Raw genomic sequence first — 24,999 nt, 5'->3', positions numbered from 1 at the left:
GCTAAAGAGTGTATGCCAGGCTGAGGCGCTCGACTAGGCGAGCCAATCTGCTCCGTTGGGCAGATCGAGATGGCGCTGCAGGTATTCGGCGAAGCTGGTGCGCGGTATGGCTCTGGCGCCGAAGCTGTGCAAGTGCTGCGTGGGCATCTGGCAATCGATGAGGACGAAGCCCCAGTCGCGCAGCTTGCCGACCAGTGTGGCGAAACCGACTTTGGAGGCATTGTCGGCGCGACTGAACATCGATTCGCCAAAAAACAGCTGTCCCATCGCCAGGCCGTAGAGCCCGCCGACCAGTTCGTCCCCGTGCCAGACTTCAATGGAATGGGCGATGCCGCGTTCATGCAGCTGCAGGTAGGCTTCCTGCATGCCGCGGGTAATCCAGGTCCCATCGGCATAAGCGCGTGGCTCGGCGCAGGCCTGTATGACGGCGGCAAAGTCCTCGTCGAAGGTGACGCGATAACGCTGCTGGCGCAGCAGTTTGGTCAGGCTGCGGGAAACATGCAGCTCATCAGGGAACAGTACCGTGCGCGGATCGGGCGACCACCAGAGAATCGGCTGGCCATCCTGAAACCAGGGAAAGCAGCCGTGGCGATAGGCACTGACCAGGCGGTCGGCGCTCAGGTCGCCGCCAGCAGCCAGCAGGCCGTTGGGTTCATGCATGGCTTTTGCCAGTGGCGGAAACTGCAGTGAGTCACGTTGCAGCCAGGTCAGCATGTGCGCTTGTCCAGCAGAGGAGGGGAGGGCGAGTGGTGGTGCTCGCCCTTGTCCATCAATTGCCGTCGAGAAATTTCTCGACATCCAGCGCGGCCATGCAGCCTGCGCCTGCTGAGGTGATGGCCTGGCGGTAGATGTGGTCGGCTACGTCACCGGCGGCGAACACACCTTCGATGCTGGTGGCAGTGGCATTGCCTTCGCTGCCGCCCTTGATCTTCAGGTAGCCGTCATGCATGTCCAACTGGCCGACGAACAGCTCGGTGTTGGGCTTGTGGCCGATTGCAATGAACACGCCAGCCAGATCCAGCTCCTTGGTGCTGCCGTCCAGGGTGCTTTTCAGGCGCATACCGGTCACGCCGGTCTGGTCGCCCAGCACTTCGTCCAGGGTGTGGTTCCAGTGCAGGCGCATGTTACCGTTCTCGACCTTGTCGAACAGTTTGTCCTGCAGGATCTTCTCCGAGCGCAGTTTGTCGCGACGGTGCACCAGGTGCACTTCCTTGGCGATGTTCGACAGGTACAGCGCCTCTTCCACGGCGGTGTTGCCGCCACCGATCACGGCGACCACCTGGTTGCGATAGAAGAAGCCATCGCAGGTGGCGCAGGCGGAGACGCCTTTGCCGGAGAAGGCCTCTTCCGACGGCAGGCCAAGGTACTGCGCGCTGGCGCCGGTAGCGATGATCAGGGCATCGCAGCTATAGGTGCCACTGTCGCCCTTGAGCACGAAGGGGCGGCTCTGCAACTCGGCGGTATGGATGTGGTCGTAGATGATCTCGGTGTCGAAGCGTTCTGCGTGCTTCTGCATGCGCTCCATCAGCGCCGGGCCGGTGAGGCCTTCGACGTCACCCGGCCAGTTGTCCACTTCGGTGGTGGTGGTGAGCTGACCGCCAGGCTGGATGCCGGTGATGACCACGGGCTTGAGATTGGCGCGCGCAGCATAAACGGCGGCGCTGTAACCGGCAGGGCCGGAACCCAGGATGATCAGGCGGGAATGCTTGACTTCGCTCATAAAAAAACCCCATAAGCCTTTGTCACAAAAGAGAATGCGTGCTCCAATTGAGCCGCATGGAAGCTGCTGGCGGCTATGCTACACCGAAGCGGGGTGGGTGCGGGAGCTTGGCAATTGGCCTGGGCGTCAGGCTGGCCCTACAATAGGCCGCTTCGCGGTTAACCATCAGATGGACGCGCCAAGGGCGCAGGAAATGGCTGTTTTGAAGAATTCCACCACCCAGATTACCGACTGGCGTCAGAAGCTTCAGTATCGACTGAAGGAAGGCGCATTGATCGCCCTGGGCGCTCTGTGCCTGTACCTGCTGATGGCACTGTTGACCTATAACGTCGCCGACCCGGCCTGGGACAACAGTGTGCAGGTCGAGCGCATCATCAACGCCGGCGGCAGCATTGGCGCCTGGCTCTCCAGCGCACTGTTCGGCGCGCTGGGTTACTTCGCCTACATCTTCCCGCTCCTGCTGGCCGCCAAGACCTGGCAGGTGTTTCGCACCCGCAATCAACCCTGGCACTGGAACGGCTGGCTGTTTTCCTGGCACAGCATCGGCCTGGTCTTCCTGATTCTTTCCGGTGCTGCGCTTGGCGATATTCATTTTGCAGCGGCCGCTGGCATGCAGGGCTCCGGTGGCGGCATGCTCGGTGCCAGCCTGGGCGATCTGGCCGTGCATGCGCTGAACGTACAGGGCAGTACGCTGTTATTCCTGGCGCTGTTCCTGTTCGGGTTGACCGTATTCACCGACCTGTCCTGGTTCCGCGTGATGGATCTGACCGGCAAGATCACCCTCGACCTGATCGAGCTGATTCATAGCGCCATCACTGGCTGGTGGAATGCCCGTAGCGAGCGCAAACAGATGAAGATTCAGCTGCGCGAGCTGGACGAACGGGTCACCGAGGTGGCTGCGCCAGTGGTGTCGGATCGTCGTGAGCAGGCCAAGGTCAAGGAGCGCCTGCTTGAACGCGAAGAGTCGCTGAGCAAGCACATGAGCGAGCGCGAGAAGCGTCCAGCGCCGGTAATTGCGCCGCCGCCAGTGGCCAAGGCGCCAGAGCCGAGCAAGCGTGTGCAGAAGGAAAAGCAGGCGCCACTGTTCGTCGACAGCGCGGTGGAAGGCACCTTGCCGCCGATTTCTCTGCTCGATCCAGCGGAAGCCAAGAAGGTCGAGTACTCGCCTGAGTCGCTCAAGGGCGTCGGCCACCTCCTGGAAATCAAGCTCAAGGAGTTCGGTGTCGAGGTCGCGGTGGACTCGATCCATCCGGGGCCGGTGATCACGCGCTACGAAATCCAGCCAGCCGCCGGGGTCAAGGTCAGCCGCATTGCCAACCTGGCCAAGGACCTGGCGCGTTCGCTGGCGGTGACCAGCGTGCGGGTCGTGGAGGTCATTCCGGGCAAGACCACTGTCGGTATCGAGATTCCCAACGAGAACCGTCAGATCGTGCGCTTCTCCGAAGTGCTGTCGACGCCCGAATATGACGATGCCAAGTCGCCAGTCACTCTGGCGCTGGGGCACGACATCGGCGGTAAACCGGTGATCACCGATCTGGCCAAGATGCCGCACCTACTGGTGGCTGGTACCACCGGTTCCGGTAAGTCGGTGGGCGTGAATGCGATGATTCTGTCGATTCTGTTCAAGTCGAGCCCGGAAGACGCCAAACTGATCATGATCGACCCGAAAATGCTCGAGTTGTCGATCTACGAAGGCATTCCGCACCTGCTTTGCCCGGTCGTCACCGATATGAAGGAAGCGGCCAACGCCCTGCGTTGGAGCGTTGCCGAGATGGAGCGCCGCTACAAGCTGATGTCGAAGATGGGCGTGCGCAACCTGGCGGGCTTCAACCGCAAGGTCAAGGACGCCATCGAGGCCGGTGAGCCGTTGACTGATCCGCTGTTCCGCCGCGAAAGCATGGACGACGAAGCACCGCTGCTCAAACCTCTGCCGACCATCGTCGTGGTGGTCGACGAATTCGCCGATATGATGATGATCGTCGGCAAGAAGGTCGAAGAGCTGATTGCCCGTATCGCCCAGAAGGCGCGTGCGGCGGGTATTCACCTGATTCTCGCCACCCAGCGCCCGTCCGTTGACGTGATCACGGGTCTGATCAAGGCCAATATCCCGACCCGTATGGCGTTCCAGGTGTCGAGCAAGATCGACTCGCGCACCATCATCGACCAGGGTGGGGCCGAACAGTTGCTCGGCCACGGTGACATGCTCTACATGCCGCCGGGCACCAGCTTGCCCATTCGTGTTCACGGCGCCTTCGTCTCGGACGACGAAGTGCATCGTGTGGTCGAAGCCTGGAAGCTGCGCGGTGCGCCGGATTACAACGAAGACATTCTCGCCGGCTCCGAAGAGGGTGGCGGCAGCTTCGAAGGTGGCAGTGGTGAAGGCGGCGAGGGCAGCGAGGAAGACCCGTTGTACGACGAAGCGGTCAACTTCGTGCTGGAAAGCCGTCGCGCTTCCATTTCCGCCGTACAGCGCAAGCTGAAGATCGGCTACAACCGTGCCGCGCGGATGATCGAGGCGATGGAAATGGCTGGCGTGGTCAGCTCGATGAATACCAACGGATCTCGCGAGGTGCTTGCACCCGGTTCATCTCGCGACTGAGTGTTACGCCTCGTGGATAAACCGCTGAATTCGCGGTCTACAGGATTCACGGCAGCCAAGGTGCTGCCGATCAGTGCGAGGTACGCAGTCGCCTCGCCATTCTCATACGGACTCAAGGGGTTTATATGCGTGTTATTCGCCTGCTGATGCTGGCTGCTTTGAGCTTTACCCTGCTGACCGCCCAGGCTGATGAAGAGGCGGCCACTAAGCGTTTGAGCGAATTGCTCAGCCAGGCGCAAACTATCAGTGCGCGTTTCTCTCAGCTGACCCTCGACGCCAGCGGCACTCAGCTGCAGGAAACCGCAGGGCAACTGGCACTCAAGCGTCCGGGCATGTTCCGTTGGCACACCGATCAGCCCATGGAGCAACTGCTGGTTTCAAATGGCGAGAAGGTCTGGCTTTACGATCCGGACCTGGAGCAGGTCACCATTCAGACGCTCGATCAGCGCTTGACCCACACCCCGGCGTTGTTGCTATCCGGCGATGTCTCGCAGATCCGCGAAAACTTCGAGATCGACTACAAAGAAGGCGGTAGCGTGGTCGACTTCATCCTCAAGCCCAAGGCCAAGGACAGCTTGTTCGACAGCCTGCGACTGTCCTTCCGCAACCGCGTGCTCAACGACATGCAACTGATCGACAGTATCGGCCAGCGCACCAACATCCTTTTCCTCAATGTGAAGATGAACGAGCCGGTCGAAGACCACCTGTTCACCTTCGACATTCCGGAAGGCGCTGACGTCATCCAGGAGTAAGGCGTGGATCTGTTCGGCCGCCAACCCGTCGCGCAGCCCCTGGCTGCGCGTTTGCGTGCTACTAGCCTGGACGAGTACGTCGGCCAGGAGCATGTACTGGCACCGGGCAAGCCGTTGCGCGAGGCGCTGGAGCAGGGCGCTTTGCACTCGATGATCTTTTGGGGGCCGCCCGGCGTAGGCAAGACCACCCTGGCGCGCCTGCTGGCCAAGGTCACCGACGCGCATTTCGAAACCATCTCCGCCGTGCTCTCCGGGGTCAAGGAAATTCGTCAGGCAGTCGAGGTCGCCCAGCAGCACGCGGCTCAGTACGGCCGTCGCACCATTCTCTTTGTCGACGAAGTGCACCGCTTCAACAAGAGTCAACAGGATGCCTTTTTGCCCTATGTGGAAGACGGCACACTGATCTTCATAGGTGCCACCACCGAGAATCCTTCGTTCGAACTGAATAATGCGCTGCTGTCGCGTGCGCGTGTCTATGTTCTCAAGAGCCTCGACGAGGCCGCGATGCGCAAGCTGGTCAATCGTGCGTTGAGCGACCCGAAAGGCCTGGGCGAACGCCATCTCAGCCTGCCAGACGAGGCCTTTCAGATTCTTCTGGCCGCTGCCGATGGCGACGGCCGGCGCTTGCTCAACTTTCTCGAGAACGCCGCCGATCTGGCCGAGGACAATGGCGAGATCGGCATGGAGTTGCTGCAGAACCTGCTGGGCGATAGCCGGCGTCGCTTCGACAAGGGTGGCGAGGCTTTCTACGACCAGATCTCCGCGTTGCACAAGTCAGTGCGCGGCTCCAGCCCGGACGGCGCAATGTACTGGTATGCGCGCATGCTCGACGGTGGCTGCGACCCGCTGTACATCGCCCGCCGTGTGGTGCGCATGGCCAGCGAGGACATCGGCAACGCCGATCCGCGCGCGCTGACCTTGTGCCTCAATGCCTGGGACGTGCAAGAACGGCTGGGCAGTCCGGAAGGCGAGTTGGCCGTCGCGCAGGCCATCGTCTATCTGGCCTGCGCACCGAAGAGCAACGCGGTGTACACGGCCTTCAAGGCTGCCATGCGCGATGCCGCTGAGCAGGGTTCGCAGGAAGTGCCGCTGCACCTGCGCAACGCGCCGACCAAACTGATGAAGCAACTCGGTTACGGCGATGAATACCGCTACGCCCATGATGAGCCGGATGCTTACGCCGCTGGTGAGGATTATTTTCCGGAGAATCTGCAACCGCGTCAGTATTACGATCCTGTGCCTCGCGGTCTGGAGCTGAAGATCCGCGACAAGCTGCAACATTTGCGCAATCTGGACGCCAGCAGTCCAAGGCAAAGGAGAAAATGATGATTCGTGTGGCGCTTGCCGTTGCCGTGGGCGGCGCGGCTGGTTCGGTTATGCGCTTTCTGGTTGCCAACTGGGTAGCGGGCAACTGGCCCCGGCATTTCTACCTGGGCACCTTTGCGGTAAACATCATCGGGTGCCTGCTGATTGGCTTGCTGTCCGGTCTGTTTCTCACGCGTACCGACCTGCCACTGGAGCTGCGCACCGGGCTGATCACGGGTGTGCTGGGCGGTTTCACCACCTTTTCATCCTTCAGCCTGGAAATCATGAAACTGGTGGAAGGTGGTCGCGCCCCTGAAGCCCTCGGTTACCTGGCGTTCAGCATCATCGGCGGCCTGCTGGCGGCCTGGGTCGGTTTGAGCCTGGCCCGATTGGCATCCTGACCCGCTAAGGCTTTACACTTCACAACCCGCGCCAGACTGCTGGTGACAACCATTTCGCCGTTGTATTGAGACCCAAACATGCTCGATTCCAAACTCGTCCGCACGCAACTCACCGAAATCGCCGAGCGCCTCGCTACTCGCGGCTTCGCTCTCGACGTCGCCCGTTTCGAGGCCCTGGAGAGTCAGCGCAAGTCGGTGCAGGTGCGCACCGAGCAACTGCAGGCCGAGCGTAACAGCCGTTCCAAGTCCATCGGCCAGGCCAAGGCCCGCGGCGAAGATATCGCGCCGCTGTTGGCAGAAGTCGACCAGATGGGCAGCGACCTGGAGGCTGGCAAGCGTGAGCTGGACGCCATCCAGAGCGAGCTGGACAACCTGCTGCTGAACATCCCCAATCTGCCGCACGAATCCGTGCCGCTCGGTGCCGACGAAGACGGCAACGTCGAGGTGGCGCGCTGGGGCACGCCACGCAGCTTCGATTTCGACATCAAGGACCACGTGGCTCTGGGCGAGCAACACGGCTGGCTGGACTTCGAGACCGCCGCCAAGCTGTCCGGGGCGCGTTTTGCTCTGCTGCGTGGCCCAATCGCCCGTCTGCATCGCGCCCTGGCGCAGTTCATGATCAATCTGCACACCGGCGAGCACGGTTACGAAGAGGCCTACACGCCGTATCTGGTACAGGCCCCGGCGCTGCAGGGCACCGGTCAGCTGCCGAAATTCGAAGAAGACCTGTTCAAGATTGGCCGTGAAGATCAGGCCGACCTGTACCTGATTCCGACTGCCGAAGTGTCGCTGACCAATATCGTCGCTGGCGAAATCCTCGACGCCAAACAGCTGCCGCTGAAGTTCGTCGCCCACACGCCATGCTTTCGCAGCGAGGCCGGCGCCTCGGGTCGCGATACACGCGGGATGATCCGCCAGCACCAGTTCGACAAGGTCGAGATGGTGCAGATCGTCGAGCCGTCCAAGTCCTTCGAGGCGCTGGAAGGCATGACCGCCAACGCCGAGCGTGTGCTGCAACTGCTGGAGCTGCCGTATCGCAAACTGGCCCTGTGCACCGGTGACATGGGCTTCTCCGCGGTGAAGACCTACGACCTGGAAGTGTGGGTGCCGAGCCAGGACAAATACCGCGAGATTTCCTCCTGCTCCAACTGCGGCGACTTCCAGGCGCGTCGCATGCAGGCGCGCTACCGCAACCCGGAAACCGGCAAGCCGGAGCTGCTGCATACGCTCAACGGCTCCGGCCTGGCGGTCGGTCGTACCCTGGTTGCAGTGTTGGAAAACTACCAGCAGGCCGACGGCAGCATTCGTGTGCCTGAGGTGCTGAAGCCCTATATGGGCGGCATCGAAGTGATCGGCTAAGCCGCGATCATTTGCATAATACGGGGTGGCAATGGCCGCCCCGTTTTTTAGGCGGCAGGCCTGGCGATGATCGCCACGCGTAGGGTGCGCCGTGCGCACCAGCATCGACGTCGATAGATGGTGCGTGGCGCACCCTACGAGCCAACCGTTCGCTTTCCCACCTCTTGCGAGGCTGATTCATGCAATTCCTTCCGCTGTTCCACAAGCTGCAGGGTCGCCCGGTACTGGTGATTGGCGGTGGTGAAGTCGCGCTGCGCAAGGCGCGCCTGCTGAGCGATGCCGGTGCTGTTTTGCGAGTTGTCGCTCCGCAGATTCGTAGCGAGTTGCAGGAGCTGGCCGGCCCTGACGGCATCTTCCTGCGCGGCTACGCGAGCAGCGACTTGCAGGGCGTTGCCCTGGTCATTGCCGCGACCGATGACGTGCCGCTCAATGCGCAGATTTCCGCCGAGGCCCAGGCGTTGGGCATTCCCGTCAACGTGGTGGATGCGCCGGCGCTGTGCAGCGTGATCTTCCCGGCCATCGTCGATCGCTCACCCCTGATTGTGGCGGTCAGCAGTGGCGGCGATGCGCCGGTGCTGGCGCGGCTGATCCGCGCCAAGATCGAAACCTGGATTCCGGCCACCTACGGCCAATTGGCCAATCTGGGCAAGCGCTTCCGGGAGCGGGTCAAGCAGCTGTTTCCCGATGTGCAGCAGCGCCGCGTGTTCTGGGAGGACGTCTTCCAGGGGCAGATCGCCGAGAGCGTGTTTGCCGGCAAGCCGGAAGAGGGCGAGCGCCTGTTGGAAGAGCGCATTGCCGGTGCCGCGCCGCGCGCGCTGGGTGAGGTGTATCTGGTCGGTGCCGGACCCGGTGACCCGGATCTGCTGACCTTTCGCGCCCTGCGCTTGATGCAGCAGGCCGACGTCGTGCTGTACGACCGCCTGGTAGCGCCTGCCATCATCGAGCTGTGTCGTCGTGATGCCGAGCGCATCTATGTCGGCAAGCGCCGCGCCGATCATGCCGTGCCGCAGGAGCAGATCAACCAGTTGCTGATCGATCTGGCCCGTCAGGGTAAGCGTGTGCTGCGCCTGAAAGGTGGCGATCCGTTCATCTTCGGCCGTGGTGGTGAGGAGATCGAGCAACTGGCGGCAGAAGATATTCCGTTTCAGGTGGTGCCGGGGATCACCGCTGCCTCCGGTTGCGCGGCTTACGCGGGCATTCCGCTGACCCACCGCGATCATGCGCAGTCGGTGCGGTTCGTCACCGGTCACCTCAAGGACGGCAGCAGCAACCTGCCGTGGCAGGATCTGGTAGCGCCAGGGCAAACCCTGGTGTTCTACATGGGCTTGGTCGGCCTACCGGGTATCTGTGAGCAGCTGATTGCTCACGGCCGTTCAGGCGCCACGCCTGCGGCTTTGGTGCAGCAGGGCACCACGCAGAACCAGCGGGTGTTTACCGGCACCCTGGAAACCTTGCCGCAACTGGTGGCCGAGCACGACGTGCACGCGCCCACGCTGGTCATAGTCGGGGAAGTGGTCACTCTGCGTGACAAGCTGGCCTGGTTCGAAGGCGCTCAGGGCGGCATCTGACGCTTTACGACTGAAGCCTCGCCATCGAGGCTTCAGTCATCATCTGCCGTCACTTTAACGCTGAAATACGCCTTTGCTTGGCAGGCGCTGGCGATCATGTGCGCGAGTGAAATCCTGCTGCGGCCCTTTGGGAACCACACCGGTAGGGTTGATGGTGGTGTGGCTGGCGTAGTAATGCGATTTGATGTGGGTGAAGTCCACGGTCTCGGCGATACCCGGCCACTGATACAGCTCGCGCAGCCAGTTGGGCAGGTTCGGGTAGTCCTCGATACGCTGCAGATTGCACTTGAAATGCCCATGGTAGACGGCATCGAAGCGAATCAGCGTAGTGAATAGGCGAATGTCCGCCTCGGTCAGGTATTCGCCGGCCAGGTAGCGGTTCTCGCCCAGAAGCGCTTCCAATTCATCGAGCATGGCAAACAGCTCGTCAAAGGCCTCTTCGTAGGCTTCCTGAGTGGTGGCGAAGCCTGCGCGATAAACACCGTTGTTCACCGCCGGGTAGATGCGCTCGTTGAGCTCGTCGATACGTTCGCGCAGCGGCTCGGGATAGAAGTCCAGGCCGTTGCCGGTCAGGCCGTCGAATGCGCTGTTGAACATGCGGATGATCTCCGCCGACTCGTTGCTGACGATGCCGCCGGTCTGCTTGTCCCACAGTGCGGGTACGGTGACCCGGCCGCTGTAGTGGCTGTCATCGGCGGTGTAGCGCTGATGCATGTAGCTGAGGTTATCGAGGGAGTCACCGCTGGAGCCGAAGTTGCGGTCGAACGTCCAGCCCTGTTCACGCATCAGCCAGCTCACCACGGATACGTCGATCAACGATTCGAGGCCTTTGAGTTTGCGCAGAATCAGGGTGCGATGAGCCCAGGGGCAGGCCAGCGAGACGTACAGGTGATAACGCCCGGCTTCAGCTTTGAAGCCCGCATCTCCACTTGGACCGGCGCTGCCGTCGGCGGTCACCCAGTTGCGCCGTTGTGCGCTTTCGCGCTGGAAGCGGCCACTGTTGCCGGTGTTGTACCACTGGTCGTGCCAGCGTCCATCGATCAACAAGCCCATAGCACTTGCCTCCGTTCTGAATGAATCTGGAGTCTAACGCTATGAACTTGATTGAACGGTGGAAAAAGCTGGCTTAAATAATCGATTGATTAGATTGGAGGCGCGTATCCCAGCGCTGCTTAGCTTGCTGGAACGCCTCTTCGCGGGCCAGGCCAAGACCACGCAAGGCGATTGCCATGGTGGCAATCACGGCAAGGCGACCGTATGCATCATCATGCTCACCGCGCCAGAAGGCGCCCAGCACGGCCGGCTCGAGTCGCTCGGGCTTGACGTGGCGCTGCGCCGAGAGTGCGGGCCATTCTTCGTCCCAGTTCTCGCCCTCGAGCGTGCCGTGGAGATGGCATGCACCGTCCGGATTGACCTCGATCTCGCCGCCTTCGCCCTTGATCACGATGGCGGGGTCACCCAGCAGTCGACTGGCCTCACGGTGCACGGCCTGGTAACCGGGATGGAAGATGCTCTGCAACCCGCAGCGGGCACCGAGCGGGTTGATCACGCGCGCCAGGGAGTGGATCGGCGAACGCAGGCCCAGGGTGTTTCGCAGGTCGATCATCCGTTGCAGCGCTGGCATCCAGTTGCCCAGATAGCTGTATGCCAGGCTCTGCTCGTCGAGCGCTTTTCCCACTGCCTGCCAGTCGTCGCAGTTGGGGATATCCAACTGCTCCAGCAGTTGCTCGGTATACATGCGGCCTGCGGTATGGGCGCCGCCGCCGTGCATGAAGATGCGCACGCCGCTGGCAGCCAGTGCCTTGGCGGCCAGCAGGTACCAGGGCAGGTGGCGTTTCTTGCCGGCGTAGCTGGGCCAGTCCAGGTCGACCTGGATGGCGGGCGCGGAGAGTCTCGGGCGGATGGCTTCGGTAAAGCCGGCGAGCTCCTCGGCGCTTTCTTCCTTGTGCCGCAGCAGCATCAGAAAGGCGCCGAGCTGGGTGTCCTCGACCTTGCCATCGAGCAGCAGGCCCATGGCTTCACGGGCTTCCTCGCGGGTCAGACCGCGTGCGCCACGCTTGCCCTTGCCAAGAATGCGCACGAACTGGGCGAAGGGGTGTTCGGTGGGCGTGATCAGGTTCATAGGCAATTGGTCGGTTTCGGCAGGCCGGCGAGCTTGGCGGCGAGTTTGGCGGGTGTGCCCTTGAACAGGCGATTGAGATGAAGGCTATTGCCTTTGTCCGGGCCCAGTTTCAGGGCCGCGTACTTGGTCAGCGGACGGTTGGCTGGCGATAGCTGAAACTCGGCGTAGAAGGCACGCAGCAGTTCGAGAATTTCCCAGTGTTCATCGCTCAGCTGCAACTCTTCCGCTGCGGCCAGTGCCTCGGCTACGGGGCGTGACCAATCCTGCAGGTCGACCAGGTAGCCGTCCTTGTCCAGGGCGATTTCGCGTCCGGCGACATTGAGCGTGTTCATAGCCAGCTGTTGACCTTGGTGTAGCGGGTGCACAGTTCGACGAACCCTGGATAGTCCACGACCTGCGCGCGCTCGGGCGCCTGCAGGCCGCGGGCGGCGAGGTCTTCCTCCAGTGCGTAGAGCGCGACGCTGGCGGGCATCAGTTGCAGCGCCTGCAGGTTGGCTGTATCGGGCTGCAGCGCGTAGACCGCATCACCGCTGAGCAACAAGGCATCGGCGGCGCCAAGCAGGCGCAGGCAGCTGGCCAGGCGGCTATCGGCAAACGGCGAATGGGAAAGAATGTGCATGGTGGCCATCAGAGGGTGATCACCTGGTCATAACGATCGAGGAGGGTGGTCAGCGCGCTGTCGTCCAGTCGCTGGACCGTCAGATTAAGTTCGGCATCGCTCAGGCCGCGCTCGTCCAGGCTGCGCTGGCTGGCGTACAGATCTTCCACACCGAACATCGGCAAGGCCTGCAGGTTCGCGCCAAGGTCTTTCTGCTGTAGTGCGCCTGGTTGCTGGGCTTTGCTCAGCTGGAATACGCCGTCATCGAGAAACAGCATGCCGATGGGCAGGTCGAAGGCGCCGCCGGCCAGGGCAATATCCAGCGCCTCGCGTGCGCCGGGGCCGCTCCAGGGGGCCTGACGGCTGATGATCAGCAGGGACTTGCTCACTATTGGCCTCCAAAGCAGATCAGTCGGTCGGCCTGTTGCGCGGCTTCATGCAGCTGTCCTAATCCGGATAGCTCCCAGGGTGCTTCCAGATTGGCAGCCGGCCTGGCATAGCGCTGTGCTTCTTCGGTGTTGAGCACACCGCGACGCAGGGCTGCGGCGATACAGACCACAGCGTCCAGCTTGTTTTCGCTGACGAATTCGCGCCATTCCTTGGGCAGATCCAGCTCGTCCTGCGGGCTGACCACGTTGCTGGCGGCACTGTGCACGCCGTCCTGATAGAAGAACAGGCGAACGATTTCGTGGCCGCCGGCCAATGCTGCCTGGGCAAAACGCAGTGCGCGTCGTGAGGCGGGCAGGTGAGGGGCGGCAAACAGGGCGATAGCAAACTTCATGGGGCGTCCGGCGAGGCAAAACTGGGCCAATGATAAGGCCAGGGTGCCCGGCAAACAAAGAATCACTGCAGTAGGGGCAGGCAGGCGCGCAAGAAAAAGCCCGCCGAAGCGGGCTTTGAGGAACAGGAACGCTATCAGTCGTCGCCGCCCATGATGCCGAAGATCTGCAGCAGGCTGATGAACAGGTTGTAGATCGACACGTACAGGCTGATGGTGGCCATGATGTAGTTACGCTCACCGCCATGGATGATGGCGCTGGTCTGGAACAGGATGCAGGCCGAGGAGAACAGTACGAAGCCTGCGCTGATCGCCAGTTGCAGGCCGCTGATCTGGAAGAAGAAGCTGGCAACCACGGCGCCCAACAGAACGAAGAAGCCGGCGGTGATGAAACCGCTGAGGAAGCTCATGTCCTTGCGGGTGGTCAGCACGTAGGCAGACAGGCCGAAGAACACCAGTGCAGTCATGGTAAAGGCGGAGCTGATGACTTCAGCGCCGTTGGCCATGCCCAGGTAACGGTTGAGGATCGGGCCCAGGGTGTAACCCATGAAACCGGTCAGCGCGAGGGTGGAAAGCAGGCCCCACGAAGAGTTGCGCAGCTTGGCGATAAGGAAGAACAGGCCGTAGAAACCGATCAGCACGACGAAGATGTTTGGATAAGGAACGTTGGCGCGCTGCGAAATGAAGGCAACCAGGCCGCTGAAGGCCAGGGTGATGGCCAGTAGGCCATAGGTATTGCGCAGAACGCTGCTGACTTCCTGTTGCTCAACCTGAGAATGGTTGAGTGCATAATCTCGCTCTTGCATGGCGACGCTCCTGTTGTACGAGGCTTTCAAATTCGAATGTACCGGATCATAACAGAGCAGGATTGCCTGCCAAGACTTAGAGTTTGACAGTGTGTTGCGTTCCGGTAAGATTGCCGCCCGCACAGCTGCGGAGGCAACAGTCTTGGCCTCCGCACTCAGAATCTGGAAGCGTGGCCGAGTGGTTTAAGGCAACGGTCTTGAAAACCGTCGATGGGCAACTATCCGTGAGTTCGAATCTCACCGCTTCCGCCAATTTTCTAAATTGCTACGGCGCAATTGCTGATCCTAATCTGGCGCTTGCTTTTTGACTTCCGTGCGCCAAGCTAGGTCATGCCCTGGCTTTTTGCTAAGGTAACCAGCAAGTTCAATCTCACCGTCGTTGCACGGTGGCTGACAAGGTGCAACGAGGTGGCGATTGATTAGGGTCCTGGTTGTCGACGATCACGATCTGGTTCGCACGGGCATCACCCGCATGCTGGCTGATATCGACGGTCTGCAAGTCGTGGGCGAAGCCTGCACCGGCGAAGAAGCCCTGCTCAAGGCTCGCGAACTCAAGCCCGACGTCGTCCTGATGGACGTCAAGATGCCTGGCATCGGCGGCCTGGAAGCCACCCGCAAGCTGATGCGCAGCCATCCCGACATCAAGGTCGTCGCCGTTACCGTATGCGAGGAAGATCCTTTCCCGACGCGTTTGCTGCAGGCTGGGGCCGCCGGTTACCTGACCAAGGGCGCGGCGCTGGATGAAATGGTGCAGGCCATTCGCCTCGTATTCGCCGGCCAGCGCTACATCGATCCGCAGATCGCTCAGCAATTGGCGCTGAAATCCTTCCAGCCGCAGACCAATGGCTCGCCATTCGATCTGTTGTCCGAGCGCGAAATTCAAATCGCCCTGATGATCGCCAACTGCCACAAGGTGCAGAACATCTCGGACAAGCTGTGCTTGTCGCCGAAGACGGTCAACACCTATCGCTACCGCATCTTCGAAAAGCTCTCCATCACCAGCGATGTCGAGCTGGCTCTGCTCGCGGTACGCCACGGCATGGTCGACGCCGTCAGCTGAAAATGTCCGCGCCATTCGATTCGAGTGCCTTCCTGGCGACCTGCAGTGGTCGCCCCGGTGTCTATCGCATGTTCGATGGCGAGGCCCGGCTGCTTTATGTCGGCAAGGCGAAAAACCTCAAGAAGCGTCTCTCCAGTTATTTTCGCAAGACCGGCCAGGCGCCCAAGACGGCAGCTCTGGTCGCACGCATCGCGCAGATCGAAACCACCATTACCGCCAACGAGACCGAGGCGCTGCTGCTCGAGCAGACCCTGATCAAGGAGTGGCGGCCGCCTTACAACATCCTGCTGCGCGACGATAAATCCTATCCCTACGTGTTTCTCTCCGACGGCGACTTTCCGCGCCTCGGCATTCACCGTGGCGCGAAGAAGGCCAAGGGCCGCTATTTCGGTCCTTATCCCAGCGCCCTGGCGATTCGCGAGAGTTTGAGTCTGTTGCAGAAGACCTTCCTAGTTCGCCAGTGCGAGGACAGTTACTACAAGAATCGCACGCGCCCCTGCCTGCAGTACCAGATCAAGCGCTGCAAAGGCCCCTGCGTTGGACTGGTCAGCCCGCAAGAGTACGCCGAGGACGTGCGTCACTCGGTGATGTTCCTCGATGGCCGCAGCAACGCGCTGAGTGAGGAGCTCTCTGCCAATATGGAGAAAGCCTCCATGGCGCTGGAGTTCGAGCGGGCTGCTGAGCTTCGCGATCAGATCGCCTTGCTGCGCCGCGTGCAGGATCAGCAGAGCATGGAAGGTGGCACCGGCGACGTTGACGTGGTTGCGGTGATGCTCACCCCGGGCGGCGCCTGCGTGCACCTGATCAGTGTGCGTGGTGGGCGTGTTCTGGGCAGCAAGAATTTCTTCCCGCAAGTCGCTATCGAAGAGGAGGGCGGCGATGTGCTGATGGCCTTCCTTGCCCAGTACTATCTGGGCAATGCCGAGCGCGACCTGCCGAGTGAGCTGATCGTCAATGTGCAGCATGAAGACTTCGCCACGCTGATCGAGGCCATCGAATCGCTACGCGGCCGTAGCCTCAGCATCAGCTTGCGTGTGCGCGGCACACGTGCGCGTTGGCAGCAGCTTGCCGTCACCAATGCCGAACAGGCGCTGGCCGCGCGCCTGGCCAATCGGCAGCATTTGGCCGAACGCTTCGAGGCGCTGGCCACCGTGCTGGAAATGGACGAGCCGCCGCAGCGCATGGAGTGTTTCGACATCAGCCACTCCAGTGGCGAGGCGACCGTGGCCTCCTGCGTGGTATTTGGCCCCGAAGGCCCGCTGAAATCCGATTATCGTCGCTTCAATATCGAGGGCGTGACCGCTGGTGATGACTACGCCGCGATGCATCAAGCGCTGACCCGGCGCTTCAGCAAGATCAAGGATGGTGAAGGCAAGTTGCCCGATGTGCTGCTGGTGGACGGTGGCAAGGGTCAGCTGGCCATGGCGCGCGAGGTGTTGCAGGAGTTGGCTGTGCCGGACCTTATCCTGCTCGGTGTGGCCAAGGGCACGACGCGCAAGCCCGGTCTGGAGGTGCTCTACCTGAACGACGCCGAGCATGAGTTCACCTTGCCCGGCAATTCGCCGGCGCTGCACCTGATCCAGCAGATCCGTGACGAGTCGCACCGTTTCGCGATTACCGGGCACCGCGCGCGCCGCGGCAAGACGCGGCGTACCTCGACGCTTGAAGAAGTAGCCGGGATAGGCCCGAAGCGGCGGCGTGAGTTACTCAATCACTTTGGCGGCCTGCAGGAACTGTCCCGTGCCAGCGCCGAAGAAATTGCCAAAGCGCCTGGAATCAGTAAAAAGCTCGCCGAGTTGATTTATGACACTCTGCACAGCGAGTAGAATGCCTGCTCACCTCGCAGCCTAGTTGTGCCGATGAATATCCCCAACTTGCTTACCGTGCTCCGCGTCGCACTGATCCCGGTTTTCATTCTTTTGTTCTATTTGCCGTTCTCCTGGAGCTATTGGGCTGCCAGCGGGGTGTTCGCGGTAGCCGCAGTGACCGACTGGCTCGACGGCTATCTGGCTCGCCGCTGGGAGCAGGGCACGCCATTCGGCGCCTTTCTCGATCCGGTAGCGGATAAATTGATGGTGGCGGTGGCATTGGTGCTGCTGGCTGCCGAACACTCCAATCTCTGGCTGACCCTGGCTGCTGCGACCATCATTGGCCGTGAGATCGTCGTATCCGCACTGCGTGAGTGGATGGCCGAGCTCGGTGCTCGTGCGCATGTTGCGGTGTCCAACCTCGGCAAGTGGAAAACTGCAGCGCAGATGCTGGCGTTGGTCATCCTGCTGGGCAATCCGCCGGTATTTACCTTCTGGGTCGTGTTCGGATACATCCTGCTGGTGATCGCAGCGGTGCTGACATTGTGGTCGATGCTGCAGTACCTGTTGGCCGCCTGGCCGCACCTCAGCACTACCTCGGAAAAGAAATAAGTATTTTTGAATCAAAGGGTTGACGGCGCGATTCGATTCTATAGAATGGCGCCCGTCGACAAGACAAGCGGGAATAGCTCAGTTGGTAGAGCACGACCTTGCCAAGGTCGGGGTCGCGAGTTCGAGTCTCGTTTCCCGCTCCAGTTTTACACGAGTCGCCAAGGCGGCTCGTTTGCTTCATGGCTGAGTTGCAGAGTGGTTATGCACCGGATTGCAAATCCGTGAACGCCGGTTCGATTCCGACCTCAGCCTCCAATCTAAAAGGCCTCGTAGATCCATGATTTACGGGGCCTTTTTCATTCTCCCTGATGTGCTTTTGCATAACTTGCGAGGACAGAGAGGGCTGTATATAGTCCGGTCCTTCGCACAGCGCTAGCGCCCGAATGGCGAAATCGGTAGGTGCAGGAAGCTTGAAATTACAGCGCTTTGGCTGCTGATGAGCTACGAAGACGTTGTAATCCAGCGCTGCCGCGTTGGGCGGGAAAGAGGTGAGACGGGGTGCAAAGCCCTGTAAATATAGGCCTGGGTGGTGAAATGGTATACACAGCGGACTTAAACTCCGCCGCCGCTAAAACGGCATACGGGTTCGAGTCCCGTCCCAGGCACCATCAATAAAACCGTCCAGCGACCGTCTGGGCTGTCGCTACCCCCTCAGGCTCAAGCCGTCTCTATTAAATTCGACTCTTCGGCACAATGCCAACTTGCATCCCAAATGGATTGAACACGCTATTCAGGGTCTGCACGGTTGGATTCGACTCATCATGTTCCAGTTGGCGAAGGGCGCGCAGGGATAGTTTGCACATCTGTGCGAAACGGGCCTGCTGCAATCCGGTGATTTCCTTCCGTAATTTGCGCACAGCCTGGCCGATGGTCAATTCGCCCGATGCCAGTTGGGTCTGTATTTCAGTCAGAATGCGGTTGCGCTCGATGATATCCATTCAGATGAGCTCCCATCGGTTGAGTCTTTGATGAAGGGTCCGCAGCGCAATACGCGGATGATTCATGGTGGAGTTTGGCAACCCCTGATCGCTCAGTAGGTCGGGAAGGGCTAGGAAGTTTTGTGCTGCGCCTCTGAGTCTTTCATAAAGAACATCGGTGTCGGTCCATTGCGCTAGTGCAGCACAGGCTTGGCGCCAGTTGACCTCGCCGGCAACCTCTATGGGTTGAGGCCATTTTGTGGTGCGAGTGATGCCTTCATCATCCATCACCATGGGGGCAAGGTCGTAGATTGGGGCGAGTTTCAGGCCTGTGCTGTTGCGCAAAATTGAAGTATTGCGGCCATGGTTGTCTGAGTTGCCAAGGATCTGGTTGAGCAAGTCTCGCTGTAGATACTCAAAGATCATGTCGCCAACTTGCGCGCCTTGCCCCGTCTGCTGCCACAGCCTGACCAAGTGATTCAGGGCGTCGGTATGCAGTAGGTAGCTGCCCGGCACCGTTACTCCTGCGAGTGAGTACAGGGACTCCATGGCGCTGCGCTCTACGCCTGCGGCGCTAAGGTGACGATCAAAACGATGCATCCACAGGCTAGGCTTGCGGCCTTCCTCTAGCGCCAGGCCTTCTGCGGGTACGGTATCCAGACCAAGCCGCTGAATGGCCCTGTAGTAGCAGAACTCGCTACGCAGGATGTCTTGGTCGGTCTGCCTGGCCTGGTTTCGCGCGAACTTTACAAACCAGTGGCGGGTTGCAGACTCATCCGGCAACGCCGCATCCGGGTGCAGGGCGCCTTCTCGGTCTTCAGTCAGTAACAGTTTGGGCGCTTCGCCACCTGCGCCTGTGGCGCCACCGATAGCTGCACCCTGCTCGTAGGCGTATTCGAGAAAGCGGGCATCGCGATTGATTACATCCTCGCGAGAGAAACCTAGCAGCGGATTTCCTTGAAGTGCTAATGCCGCCTCCTTGATACGCAGGTTTCCCACCGGCGCCGGTGCGCACCGACTTAGCAAAAATAGATCCAGTCCAAGATTCTCGGACTTTTGGTGACCCAGGCGCTGGAGGAGGAAGCGCCTTGCTGCTCCAGCGGGCAGTATGTCGTGAAGGAAGGCAGGTGCCTCGCTGGCTCGATAGGATTCCCAGTCCAGCGGCACTGTGGCGCTAGCTGCATGCTCAAGGCGACTGCCGATGTGCTCCAGCGTCTCAAGCAGATATGTCTGCGCATAGCCAAAAGAACACACGCCTGCCAGCCCAGCCTCGGGCTGTTCGAAGCTGAAGTGCATGGCATCGTGCCAGGCATGGCCACTGTACAGTTGCAGGGTGAGAGAGTGCATATGGGCTCCGGCACTTTAATGCCTTTAAAGCTACTGGCTGTTGTAAGTAAAGGCAATAAAATGCCTTAAATTACTCCAGGCACACGCTTAAAGGGTACTTTAGTGCCTATTTTTTGGGGCTGATCAATGGCAATTTCCATGCCTGATCGCAATGGCTGGCTGCGACAAAGCCTTCAACTGCAATGAAGTGGACTCCGTGGTTGCCCTCCTGAACACCAGGTCCCTCGCCATGAAGGCCACCAGCATGTGGGGGCGCGTCAGGGCATCGACTTCTTCACCATAGGTTTGCGAGTGCAGCGCCGCATAGCACTCGAGGTCGGCCTTCAGGCTGGCGGGGCAGGTTTCAATTTCGGCTGCGGGCCAGGTCGCAGCTTGGTTGTGCTCATCGTGCCTGGCGAGGTTGTACCCAGAATCATGGGGGCAGTTTGAGCGTCACCGGTGGATGCGATGCTCAATCTCCTCGTGCTACCGGTCTGAAAAAACACCGAGGACAGTGCCGCCTCTTCGGTTTCCTTACCGTAAGGCGCTGAGCGTGATTTGACCGGGATGATCTTCTCCGGCTTGACCGCTTCGGGACGCTTAGGCAGGGAAATCTCCAAGGCGCCTTTGCTGAAGCTGGCTTCGATGTTGTCCACGTCGATGCCCTTGGGCAGGCTGAAGGTGCGCGCGAACGATCCGTGATGCCTCTCCGAGAGGTGGTAGTTCTTGCGCGTTTCTTCTCGCTCATCCTTCTTCTTGCCGCTGATGGACAGGTTGCCATTGGCGAGCCTGATCTGAATGTCTTTTCCTCCATTTCGGGCAGTTCGGCGGTGATTTCGAACGACTTATCCTTCTCTGCGATATCCAATGCCGGGATGTCGTGCCCGATCATGCCGCGCTTCCAGAACGGCTCGATGTCGAGCGAAGTGCGGCCGAAGGAGCAGTGCAGCGGCGTCCGGGTGAAATCCTCGAATGGGCGATCCACCTGATTGCGCAGATTCTCGAGCGGTCGCCACGCTTCGTTGAGCGCGGGAGGTGCGCTGGGTTCTGTCGCGGGTTTGTCGAGTATTTGCTTGCCTCCTTAACGGATTGATCAGGATCAATTTGCCGATAGGCATCGCCTGCCTGTGTCACCAGTGAAGGTGACGCAGGTATGCCTGGCTGAGGTGCGATGGCCAACGTCTAGATAGACGCTACACCTGCAGTCTTTCCCTGCCGGCACAGCGCCCGAATATCCAGTAACTGCACCTCGTGCCCGTGTCCGGCAATCAGGTTCAGATCACGAAAACGCGTAAAGAGCCGGCTGACCGTCTCGGTAGTCAGCCCCAAGTAGTTGGCGATGTCTCGGCGGCTCATCGGCAGGGCGAAGTTGGAAGCGGAAAGTCCGCGCCTGCTGTAACGCACCGAGAGATTGAGCAGAAAGGCAACCAGGCGTTCTTCGGCACTTTCGCGCACGTGGCCATGATGCTCGTGTTCCTCATGGATTTCCCGACCAAGGGTTCGCAGCAACTGTTTGCGCAGCCCTGGCATTTGCCCGGTCAGTTCTTCCAGTTTATTGCTAGGAATGGCGCAGATCATCGAGGTTTCCAGTGCCACCGCGTAGCTGGGATGCCGCTGTCCACCCAGCGCGTCCAGGCCTATCAGCTCACCAGGGAAATGAAAGCCTGTGACCTGGTCGGTGCCATCCGGGCTCAGCAGATAGCTCTTCAAGGCTCCGGAGCGCAACGCATAGACGTTCTGTACCGGATCGCCTGCACGGATCAGGTACTCGTGCTTGTGCAGCGGTCGGGCTCGCTTGACGATGCCGTCGAAGCGGCCGAGCTCGTTCTCGTCGAGATGGAATGGGAGACATTGGTGGGCCAGGGAGCAGTCCTGGCAGGTAATGCGAGCGGCGCGCGAAGTAATGGCGCTGTCAATCTGACTGTCAACCATCACAGAAGCCTTTCTGAAGACGGAGGACGCTAAATGTATAAGAAAATGTTGCATGCGTCTTGGTATTTCGTCGGAACCATGACGCTTACGCCATGGCTGCTTTTTTTACTTACATAAGCTGTTGTAAATATTAATTTTTTGTTTGAAATCATATTGCCATCAATGCGCCAAATTCACGTCATGTGACAAGGAGGGTACATATCGATTTGCTCAGGCTGCCTGGTCTCAGTCTCTGCGCGAAGAAGCTTGACCGGGCCATGACTGGCATTGGGTTTAGAAGAGCCCTCTGGTCGACCATAGCGCTCAGCCAGGTTTGCTGCGTTCCACAGGCCTGATATTGGCGATGACGCTTGCTCTCTTGCAATCGGGGGCTTGGGCGAGCGCCCACCCTGAGCTATTGGCTTGATCAGCGAGATAGAGGAGCGAATACCTCTTTGTCATGTTGGCCAGGAATCTTGTGCCAAAAATGATGCAAATCAATTTCCGGGAGCCCTTTCAGTCGCAGGCTTCGCTGCATGACTGCGCCCTGAGACCGTCCATCACCATCCAAACGCATTAAGAAGTATCTGGCGTGGCGCAAGCGTGACAGGTGTTCGATCCCATCGCCGGAATAGGCCCCGCGGTTACCAGTCGCGCAGGAGATAGGTTCACCCCAAAACGACGCTTTTCAGATCGTGCATCTGCAGTTTCGAACGAATCATTGGCAACACGCCGGAGAAGGCGTGAAGGACATATCCATGTTGGAAACATTGGCGCGCAGTGAAAGAAAGCTCCTTATCGTGGACCCCTGCAGCGAATGCGAAGAGATTCTCCCCACCCTCGGCAGGGCCGGATGGTCGATAGAGTTGAGCAAGCTGTCCAACGCTCGCGAACACCGCTGTGACGTCGGCCTGATCCGCCTGCAGGCGTCCCATCTGGATCATCCCGAACCGATCAAACAACTGATTCAGGCAAGCGGCACGGAATGGGTGGCCGCAGTCGATCACGACCTGATGCGCAGCGCAGGTGGCAGCGAATTGATCGGACAATGGTTCTTCGACTTCCATACTTTGCCATTCGACTCCGAACGTTTGCGTGTTGCCCTTGGTCGTGCATTGGGCATGGCGCGCATCAGGCGTCACGGCAGCATGCATGCACCCGCCGAAGAGCCTGACCTGATGATCGGGCAGAGCCCCGATATCCGCGCCTTACGTGGCCTACTGGCGAAGCTGGCGCCTACCACCTCGCCGGTGCTGATCCAGGGTGAGAGCGGCACGGGCAAGGAACTGGTGGCGCGTACGCTGCATCGTCTGTCGAAGCGCAGCAAGGGGCCTTTTGTCGCCATCAACTGCGGCGCGGTGGCCCTGAGCCTGATCCAGTCGGAGCTGTTCGGTCATGAGAAAGGCGCCTTCACCGGTGCGCACCAGCGCAAGATCGGGCGGATCGAGGCCGCCGACGGCGGCACCCTGTTCCTCGATGAGATCGGCGACCTGCCACTAGAGATGCAGACCAACCTACTGCGTTTCATGCAGGAAATGACCATCGAGAGAGTGGGGGGGCATGTACCCATCAAGGTTAACGTGAGGGTACTGGCAGCCACCCACATCGACCTGGAAAAAGCGGTGGCGGAGGGCCGCTTCCGGGAAGACCTCTACTACCGCCTGAACGTGCTTCAGGTTCAGACCACGCCGCTACGCCGTCGCCCCCAGGACATAGCCAAACTGGCAGAGCATTTCTCCTCGATCTACGCCAGCGAGGTAGGCCGTCGCCCACGTCGGTTCAGCGAGGCGGCGATCACCGCGATGCTGGGGTACCCCTGGCCAGGTAACGTGAGGGAGCTGGCCAACCGCGTCAGACGCGGGCAGGTGCTGGCCGAAGGCCGGGTGATCGAGGCGGCGGACCTGGGGCTGGGGAGCCTGCTGGAGGACGACAGCCAGGCCATGACGCTGTACGACTGTCTGTTCCAGGCGGAGCGCAAAGCCATCGATGCGGCGTTGATCCGCTGCTCCCGGCACATGACCAAGGCCGCCAAGACCCTGGGCGTGTCCCGCCCGACCTTCTACAGGCTGCTGCACAAGCACCACATTCTGGAGGACGACCCAAGTAGTGCTTGAGCGCCTCAGAAGTAGTAGGGAAACTTGACGCTGAACGAAAAATCCGGGGCGTCCGGCGTCAGTCCGATGGACAGATTGGGGACGATGGTCAGATCGTTGCTGACGGCGTAGGTCATGCCGATATTGAAGTAGGCTGCGTTGGCGTCGCTGCCGGTCACAGTCTGCCAGTCTTCTCCTTCGGGCCTGATCTTGCTGCTCTGGCTGATCAGCTCGGAGAAGGACATCGACATGCTGGCACGCTCGTTCAGAGCGAAGGCCACGCCCACACCGAACTGGAACCAGTTGCCGAGTCGTACTTCGCCCGGCACCTTCACGCCGCGCTGCGGGCTTATGTCGTCGAAGCTTTCCTTGAGGTTGTAGGTATAGGAAAGATTGCCGAAGACCACCGCAGGATCCATGGTCTTGACCAGGGCGATACCGGGTGTCACCGACCAGACACCGTTGCCGGTGGGCAGGTCTTCGGGCACGTTGAGGTTGTTGTTGCCCGGAACCGGATCGAGTTTGATGCCATAGGGTTCCACTCCGGTCGGCGCCTTGATTCTCAGGCTGAGCACGGCGTCAGGGCGCCCGGGGCCTTCGTCGAGGAACTTGTAGGAAACACCGGCGCTGACATCTCCCAGGCGTGGCCCGGTATTTACCGTGGCTTCGCTGATCTGCGCTGTGGAGCCACCTGCGCCGGCCGATTGGTAGGTGGTTTCGCGATAGATCCAGGGGGTGTTGACGTCCAGCTGCCAGCGATTGCCCCAGTTGTAGCGACCAGTGAGATCGAAGGTATAGGTGTCGGCATTGATCTGATCCACCCCCAGGTTGCCCAGGAAGATCGCGTCCAGGGCGAGGAAACCGTTCAGGAAAAGCTGGCGTGAGTCGTAATGGCTATAGGTGATACCCGGTTCGATGCTGAAGGTGCCACTGCCGAAGAAACCACTGGCCTCCTGATACAGAGCCTCGACACTCGCAGGCGGCTCGGCGTTTTCCCGCAGCTGGGTGCCGTAGCCGCTGCCGGCACTGCCAGCCTGGGCGATCTGCGTGCCGGCTGCGCCGCTCTGGCCTCGCTCCTCGATCTGTCGCAGGCGTTGCTCCATCACCATCAGCGCGTTCTGCTGCACCTGATAGCGCTCCTTGAGCATGCGCAGCTCATCGAGCAGGGCCTGCACCTGTGGATCGTTGGAGGCACCCAGCGCCGGCAGGCTCAGGGCGACAGCCAGTGGAAGCAATGCGAGGTTTCTGCATGGAACCATGTGCC

23 protein-coding genes, 4 tRNA genes and 2 pseudogenes are annotated in these 24,999 nt (G+C 60.4%); 14 read left to right on the top strand and 15 right to left on the bottom strand.

The genetic code is table 11. The features are described 5' to 3' along the window. Positions 1-33: 33 nt before the first annotated feature. Positions 34-714 (bottom strand): leucyl/phenylalanyl-tRNA--protein transferase, encoded by a 681-nt coding sequence (aat, locus tag BLR77_RS13670; protein WP_074678621.1) that lies wholly within the window; start codon positions 712-714, stop codon positions 34-36. Between the two features lie 55 nt (positions 715-769). Continuing rightward, positions 770-1,720, bottom strand: coding sequence for a thioredoxin-disulfide reductase (gene trxB, locus BLR77_RS13665; RefSeq protein ID WP_074678619.1), 951 nt, complete (start codon positions 1,718-1,720; stop codon positions 770-772). 193 nt (positions 1,721-1,913) lie between these two features. On the opposite strand from trxB, the gene ftsK reads away from it, so the two are divergent. The 6 genes from ftsK (at position 1,914) to cysG (ending at position 9,704) form a co-directional block, all read left to right on the top strand. Then, a complete protein-coding gene (gene ftsK / locus BLR77_RS13660; RefSeq protein WP_394328055.1) occupies positions 1,914-4,319 on the top strand; it encodes a DNA translocase FtsK in 2,406 nt (801 codons plus the stop codon). Between the two features lie 125 nt (positions 4,320-4,444). Then, complete coding sequence (lolA, locus tag BLR77_RS13655; RefSeq protein ID WP_017677060.1) at positions 4,445-5,071, top strand: outer membrane lipoprotein periplasmic chaperone LolA; 627 nt, start codon at positions 4,445-4,447, stop codon at positions 5,069-5,071. A gap of 3 nt (positions 5,072-5,074) precedes the next feature. Further along, entirely contained in the window at positions 5,075-6,397 is a 1,323-nt protein-coding gene (locus tag BLR77_RS13650) for a replication-associated recombination protein A (RefSeq protein ID WP_074678615.1), read from the top strand. Further along, complete coding sequence (crcB, locus tag BLR77_RS13645) at positions 6,397-6,777, top strand: fluoride efflux transporter CrcB (protein WP_074678613.1); 381 nt, start codon at positions 6,397-6,399, stop codon at positions 6,775-6,777. The genes BLR77_RS13650 and crcB overlap by 1 nt, the downstream gene beginning before the upstream one ends. A 78-nt stretch (positions 6,778-6,855) precedes the next feature. Further along, complete coding sequence (gene serS, locus BLR77_RS13640; protein ID WP_074678611.1) at positions 6,856-8,136, top strand: serine--tRNA ligase; 1,281 nt, start codon at positions 6,856-6,858, stop codon at positions 8,134-8,136. Positions 8,137-8,315: 179 nt separating this feature from the next. Next, a complete protein-coding gene (gene cysG / locus BLR77_RS13635; protein ID WP_074678609.1) occupies positions 8,316-9,704 on the top strand; it encodes a siroheme synthase CysG in 1,389 nt (462 codons plus the stop codon). A gap of 54 nt (positions 9,705-9,758) precedes the next feature. Here cysG and BLR77_RS13630 read toward each other — a convergent pair whose 3' ends face one another. From BLR77_RS13630 to BLR77_RS13600, 7 genes are all read right to left on the bottom strand, one after another. Beyond that, positions 9,759-10,757: a glutathione S-transferase family protein gene (locus BLR77_RS13630; RefSeq protein WP_074678607.1), complete on the bottom strand. Its 999-nt coding sequence runs from the start codon at positions 10,755-10,757 to the stop codon at positions 9,759-9,761. Between the two features lie 73 nt (positions 10,758-10,830). Beyond that, positions 10,831-11,826: a glycosyl transferase family protein gene (locus tag BLR77_RS13625; RefSeq protein ID WP_074678605.1), complete on the bottom strand. Its 996-nt coding sequence runs from the start codon at positions 11,824-11,826 to the stop codon at positions 10,831-10,833. Then, positions 11,823-12,158 carry a TusE/DsrC/DsvC family sulfur relay protein gene (locus BLR77_RS13620; protein ID WP_074678603.1) on the bottom strand — a complete coding sequence of 112 codons (336 nt, stop codon included), beginning with the start codon at positions 12,156-12,158 and terminating at the stop codon, positions 11,823-11,825. Before BLR77_RS13620 ends, BLR77_RS13625 begins: the two co-directional genes overlap by 4 nt. Then, complete coding sequence (tusB, locus tag BLR77_RS13615; protein ID WP_074678601.1) at positions 12,155-12,454, bottom strand: sulfurtransferase complex subunit TusB; 300 nt, start codon at positions 12,452-12,454, stop codon at positions 12,155-12,157. Before tusB ends, BLR77_RS13620 begins: the two co-directional genes overlap by 4 nt. Beyond that, positions 12,454-12,813, bottom strand: a complete 360-nt coding sequence (gene tusC, locus BLR77_RS13610) for a sulfurtransferase complex subunit TusC (RefSeq protein ID WP_074678599.1) — start codon at positions 12,811-12,813, stop codon at positions 12,454-12,456. Before tusC ends, tusB begins: the two co-directional genes overlap by 1 nt. Continuing rightward, a complete protein-coding gene (gene tusD / locus BLR77_RS13605) occupies positions 12,813-13,205 on the bottom strand; it encodes a sulfurtransferase complex subunit TusD (protein ID WP_074678597.1) in 393 nt (130 codons plus the stop codon). The genes tusC and tusD overlap by 1 nt, the downstream gene beginning before the upstream one ends. Positions 13,206-13,339: 134 nt before the next feature. Next, positions 13,340-14,008, bottom strand: a complete 669-nt coding sequence (locus tag BLR77_RS13600; protein WP_074678595.1) for a Bax inhibitor-1/YccA family protein — start codon at positions 14,006-14,008, stop codon at positions 13,340-13,342. A gap of 164 nt (positions 14,009-14,172) precedes the next feature. Here BLR77_RS13600 and BLR77_RS13595 point away from each other — a divergent pair. From BLR77_RS13595 to BLR77_RS13565, 7 genes are all read left to right on the top strand, one after another. Continuing rightward, a tRNA-Ser gene (locus BLR77_RS13595) sits at positions 14,173-14,260 on the top strand. A 163-nt stretch (positions 14,261-14,423) separates the two neighbouring features. After that, a complete protein-coding gene (gacA, locus tag BLR77_RS13590; RefSeq protein WP_074678593.1) occupies positions 14,424-15,068 on the top strand; it encodes a response regulator transcription factor GacA in 645 nt (214 codons plus the stop codon). A 2-nt stretch (positions 15,069-15,070) separates the two neighbouring features. Next, positions 15,071-16,894, top strand: a complete 1,824-nt coding sequence (uvrC, locus tag BLR77_RS13585) for an excinuclease ABC subunit UvrC (RefSeq protein ID WP_074678591.1) — start codon at positions 15,071-15,073, stop codon at positions 16,892-16,894. A 33-nt stretch (positions 16,895-16,927) separates the two neighbouring features. Beyond that, on the top strand, positions 16,928-17,488 hold the full coding sequence (gene pgsA, locus BLR77_RS13580; protein WP_074678589.1) for a CDP-diacylglycerol--glycerol-3-phosphate 3-phosphatidyltransferase: 561 nt from the start codon (positions 16,928-16,930) through the stop codon (positions 17,486-17,488). A gap of 67 nt (positions 17,489-17,555) precedes the next feature. Next, a tRNA-Gly gene (locus tag BLR77_RS13575) sits at positions 17,556-17,631 on the top strand. 38 nt (positions 17,632-17,669) lie between these two features. Then, positions 17,670-17,743, top strand: a tRNA-Cys gene (locus tag BLR77_RS13570). A gap of 265 nt (positions 17,744-18,008) precedes the next feature. Beyond that, positions 18,009-18,096, top strand: a tRNA-Leu gene (locus tag BLR77_RS13565). A gap of 63 nt (positions 18,097-18,159) precedes the next feature. Here the strand turns inward: BLR77_RS13565 and BLR77_RS13560 are convergent. The 5 genes and pseudogenes from BLR77_RS13560 to fnr all read right to left on the bottom strand — a co-directional run bounded on the left by BLR77_RS13560 (position 18,160) and on the right by fnr (position 21,663). Further along, a complete protein-coding gene (locus BLR77_RS13560; protein WP_074678587.1) occupies positions 18,160-18,426 on the bottom strand; it encodes a helix-turn-helix domain-containing protein in 267 nt (88 codons plus the stop codon). Further along, a complete protein-coding gene (locus tag BLR77_RS13555; protein ID WP_074678585.1) occupies positions 18,427-19,752 on the bottom strand; it encodes a HipA domain-containing protein in 1,326 nt (441 codons plus the stop codon). It abuts the gene before it with no gap. A 123-nt stretch (positions 19,753-19,875) separates the two neighbouring features. Next, positions 19,876-20,138, bottom strand: a pseudogene (locus BLR77_RS13550) (DUF2274 domain-containing protein). 147 nt (positions 20,139-20,285) lie between these two features. Beyond that, positions 20,286-20,800 (bottom strand): annotated as a pseudogene (locus tag BLR77_RS24880) (Hsp20/alpha crystallin family protein); the annotation flags it as partial. A 113-nt stretch (positions 20,801-20,913) separates the two neighbouring features. Further along, a complete protein-coding gene (gene fnr / locus BLR77_RS13535; RefSeq protein ID WP_074678581.1) occupies positions 20,914-21,663 on the bottom strand; it encodes a fumarate/nitrate reduction transcriptional regulator Fnr in 750 nt (249 codons plus the stop codon). Between the two features lie 737 nt (positions 21,664-22,400). Here fnr and BLR77_RS13530 point away from each other — a divergent pair. Further along, the gene (locus tag BLR77_RS13530; RefSeq protein ID WP_074678579.1) at positions 22,401-23,756 is read left to right on the top strand and encodes a sigma-54 dependent transcriptional regulator; all 1,356 of its coding nucleotides are present in this window, start codon (positions 22,401-22,403) and stop codon (positions 23,754-23,756) included. 5 nt (positions 23,757-23,761) lie between these two features. On the opposite strand, the gene BLR77_RS13525 is transcribed toward BLR77_RS13530, so the two are convergent. Next, complete coding sequence (locus BLR77_RS13525) at positions 23,762-24,994, bottom strand: transporter family protein (RefSeq protein ID WP_074678577.1); 1,233 nt, start codon at positions 24,992-24,994, stop codon at positions 23,762-23,764. Positions 24,995-24,999: the final 5 nt, after the last annotated feature.

It is taken from the genome of Ectopseudomonas alcaliphila, from assembly GCF_900101755.1.
Taxonomy (GTDB): Bacteria; Pseudomonadota; Gammaproteobacteria; order Pseudomonadales; family Pseudomonadaceae; genus Aquipseudomonas; species Aquipseudomonas alcaliphila.
This window is presented reverse-complemented; position numbering and strand designations above follow the sequence as displayed.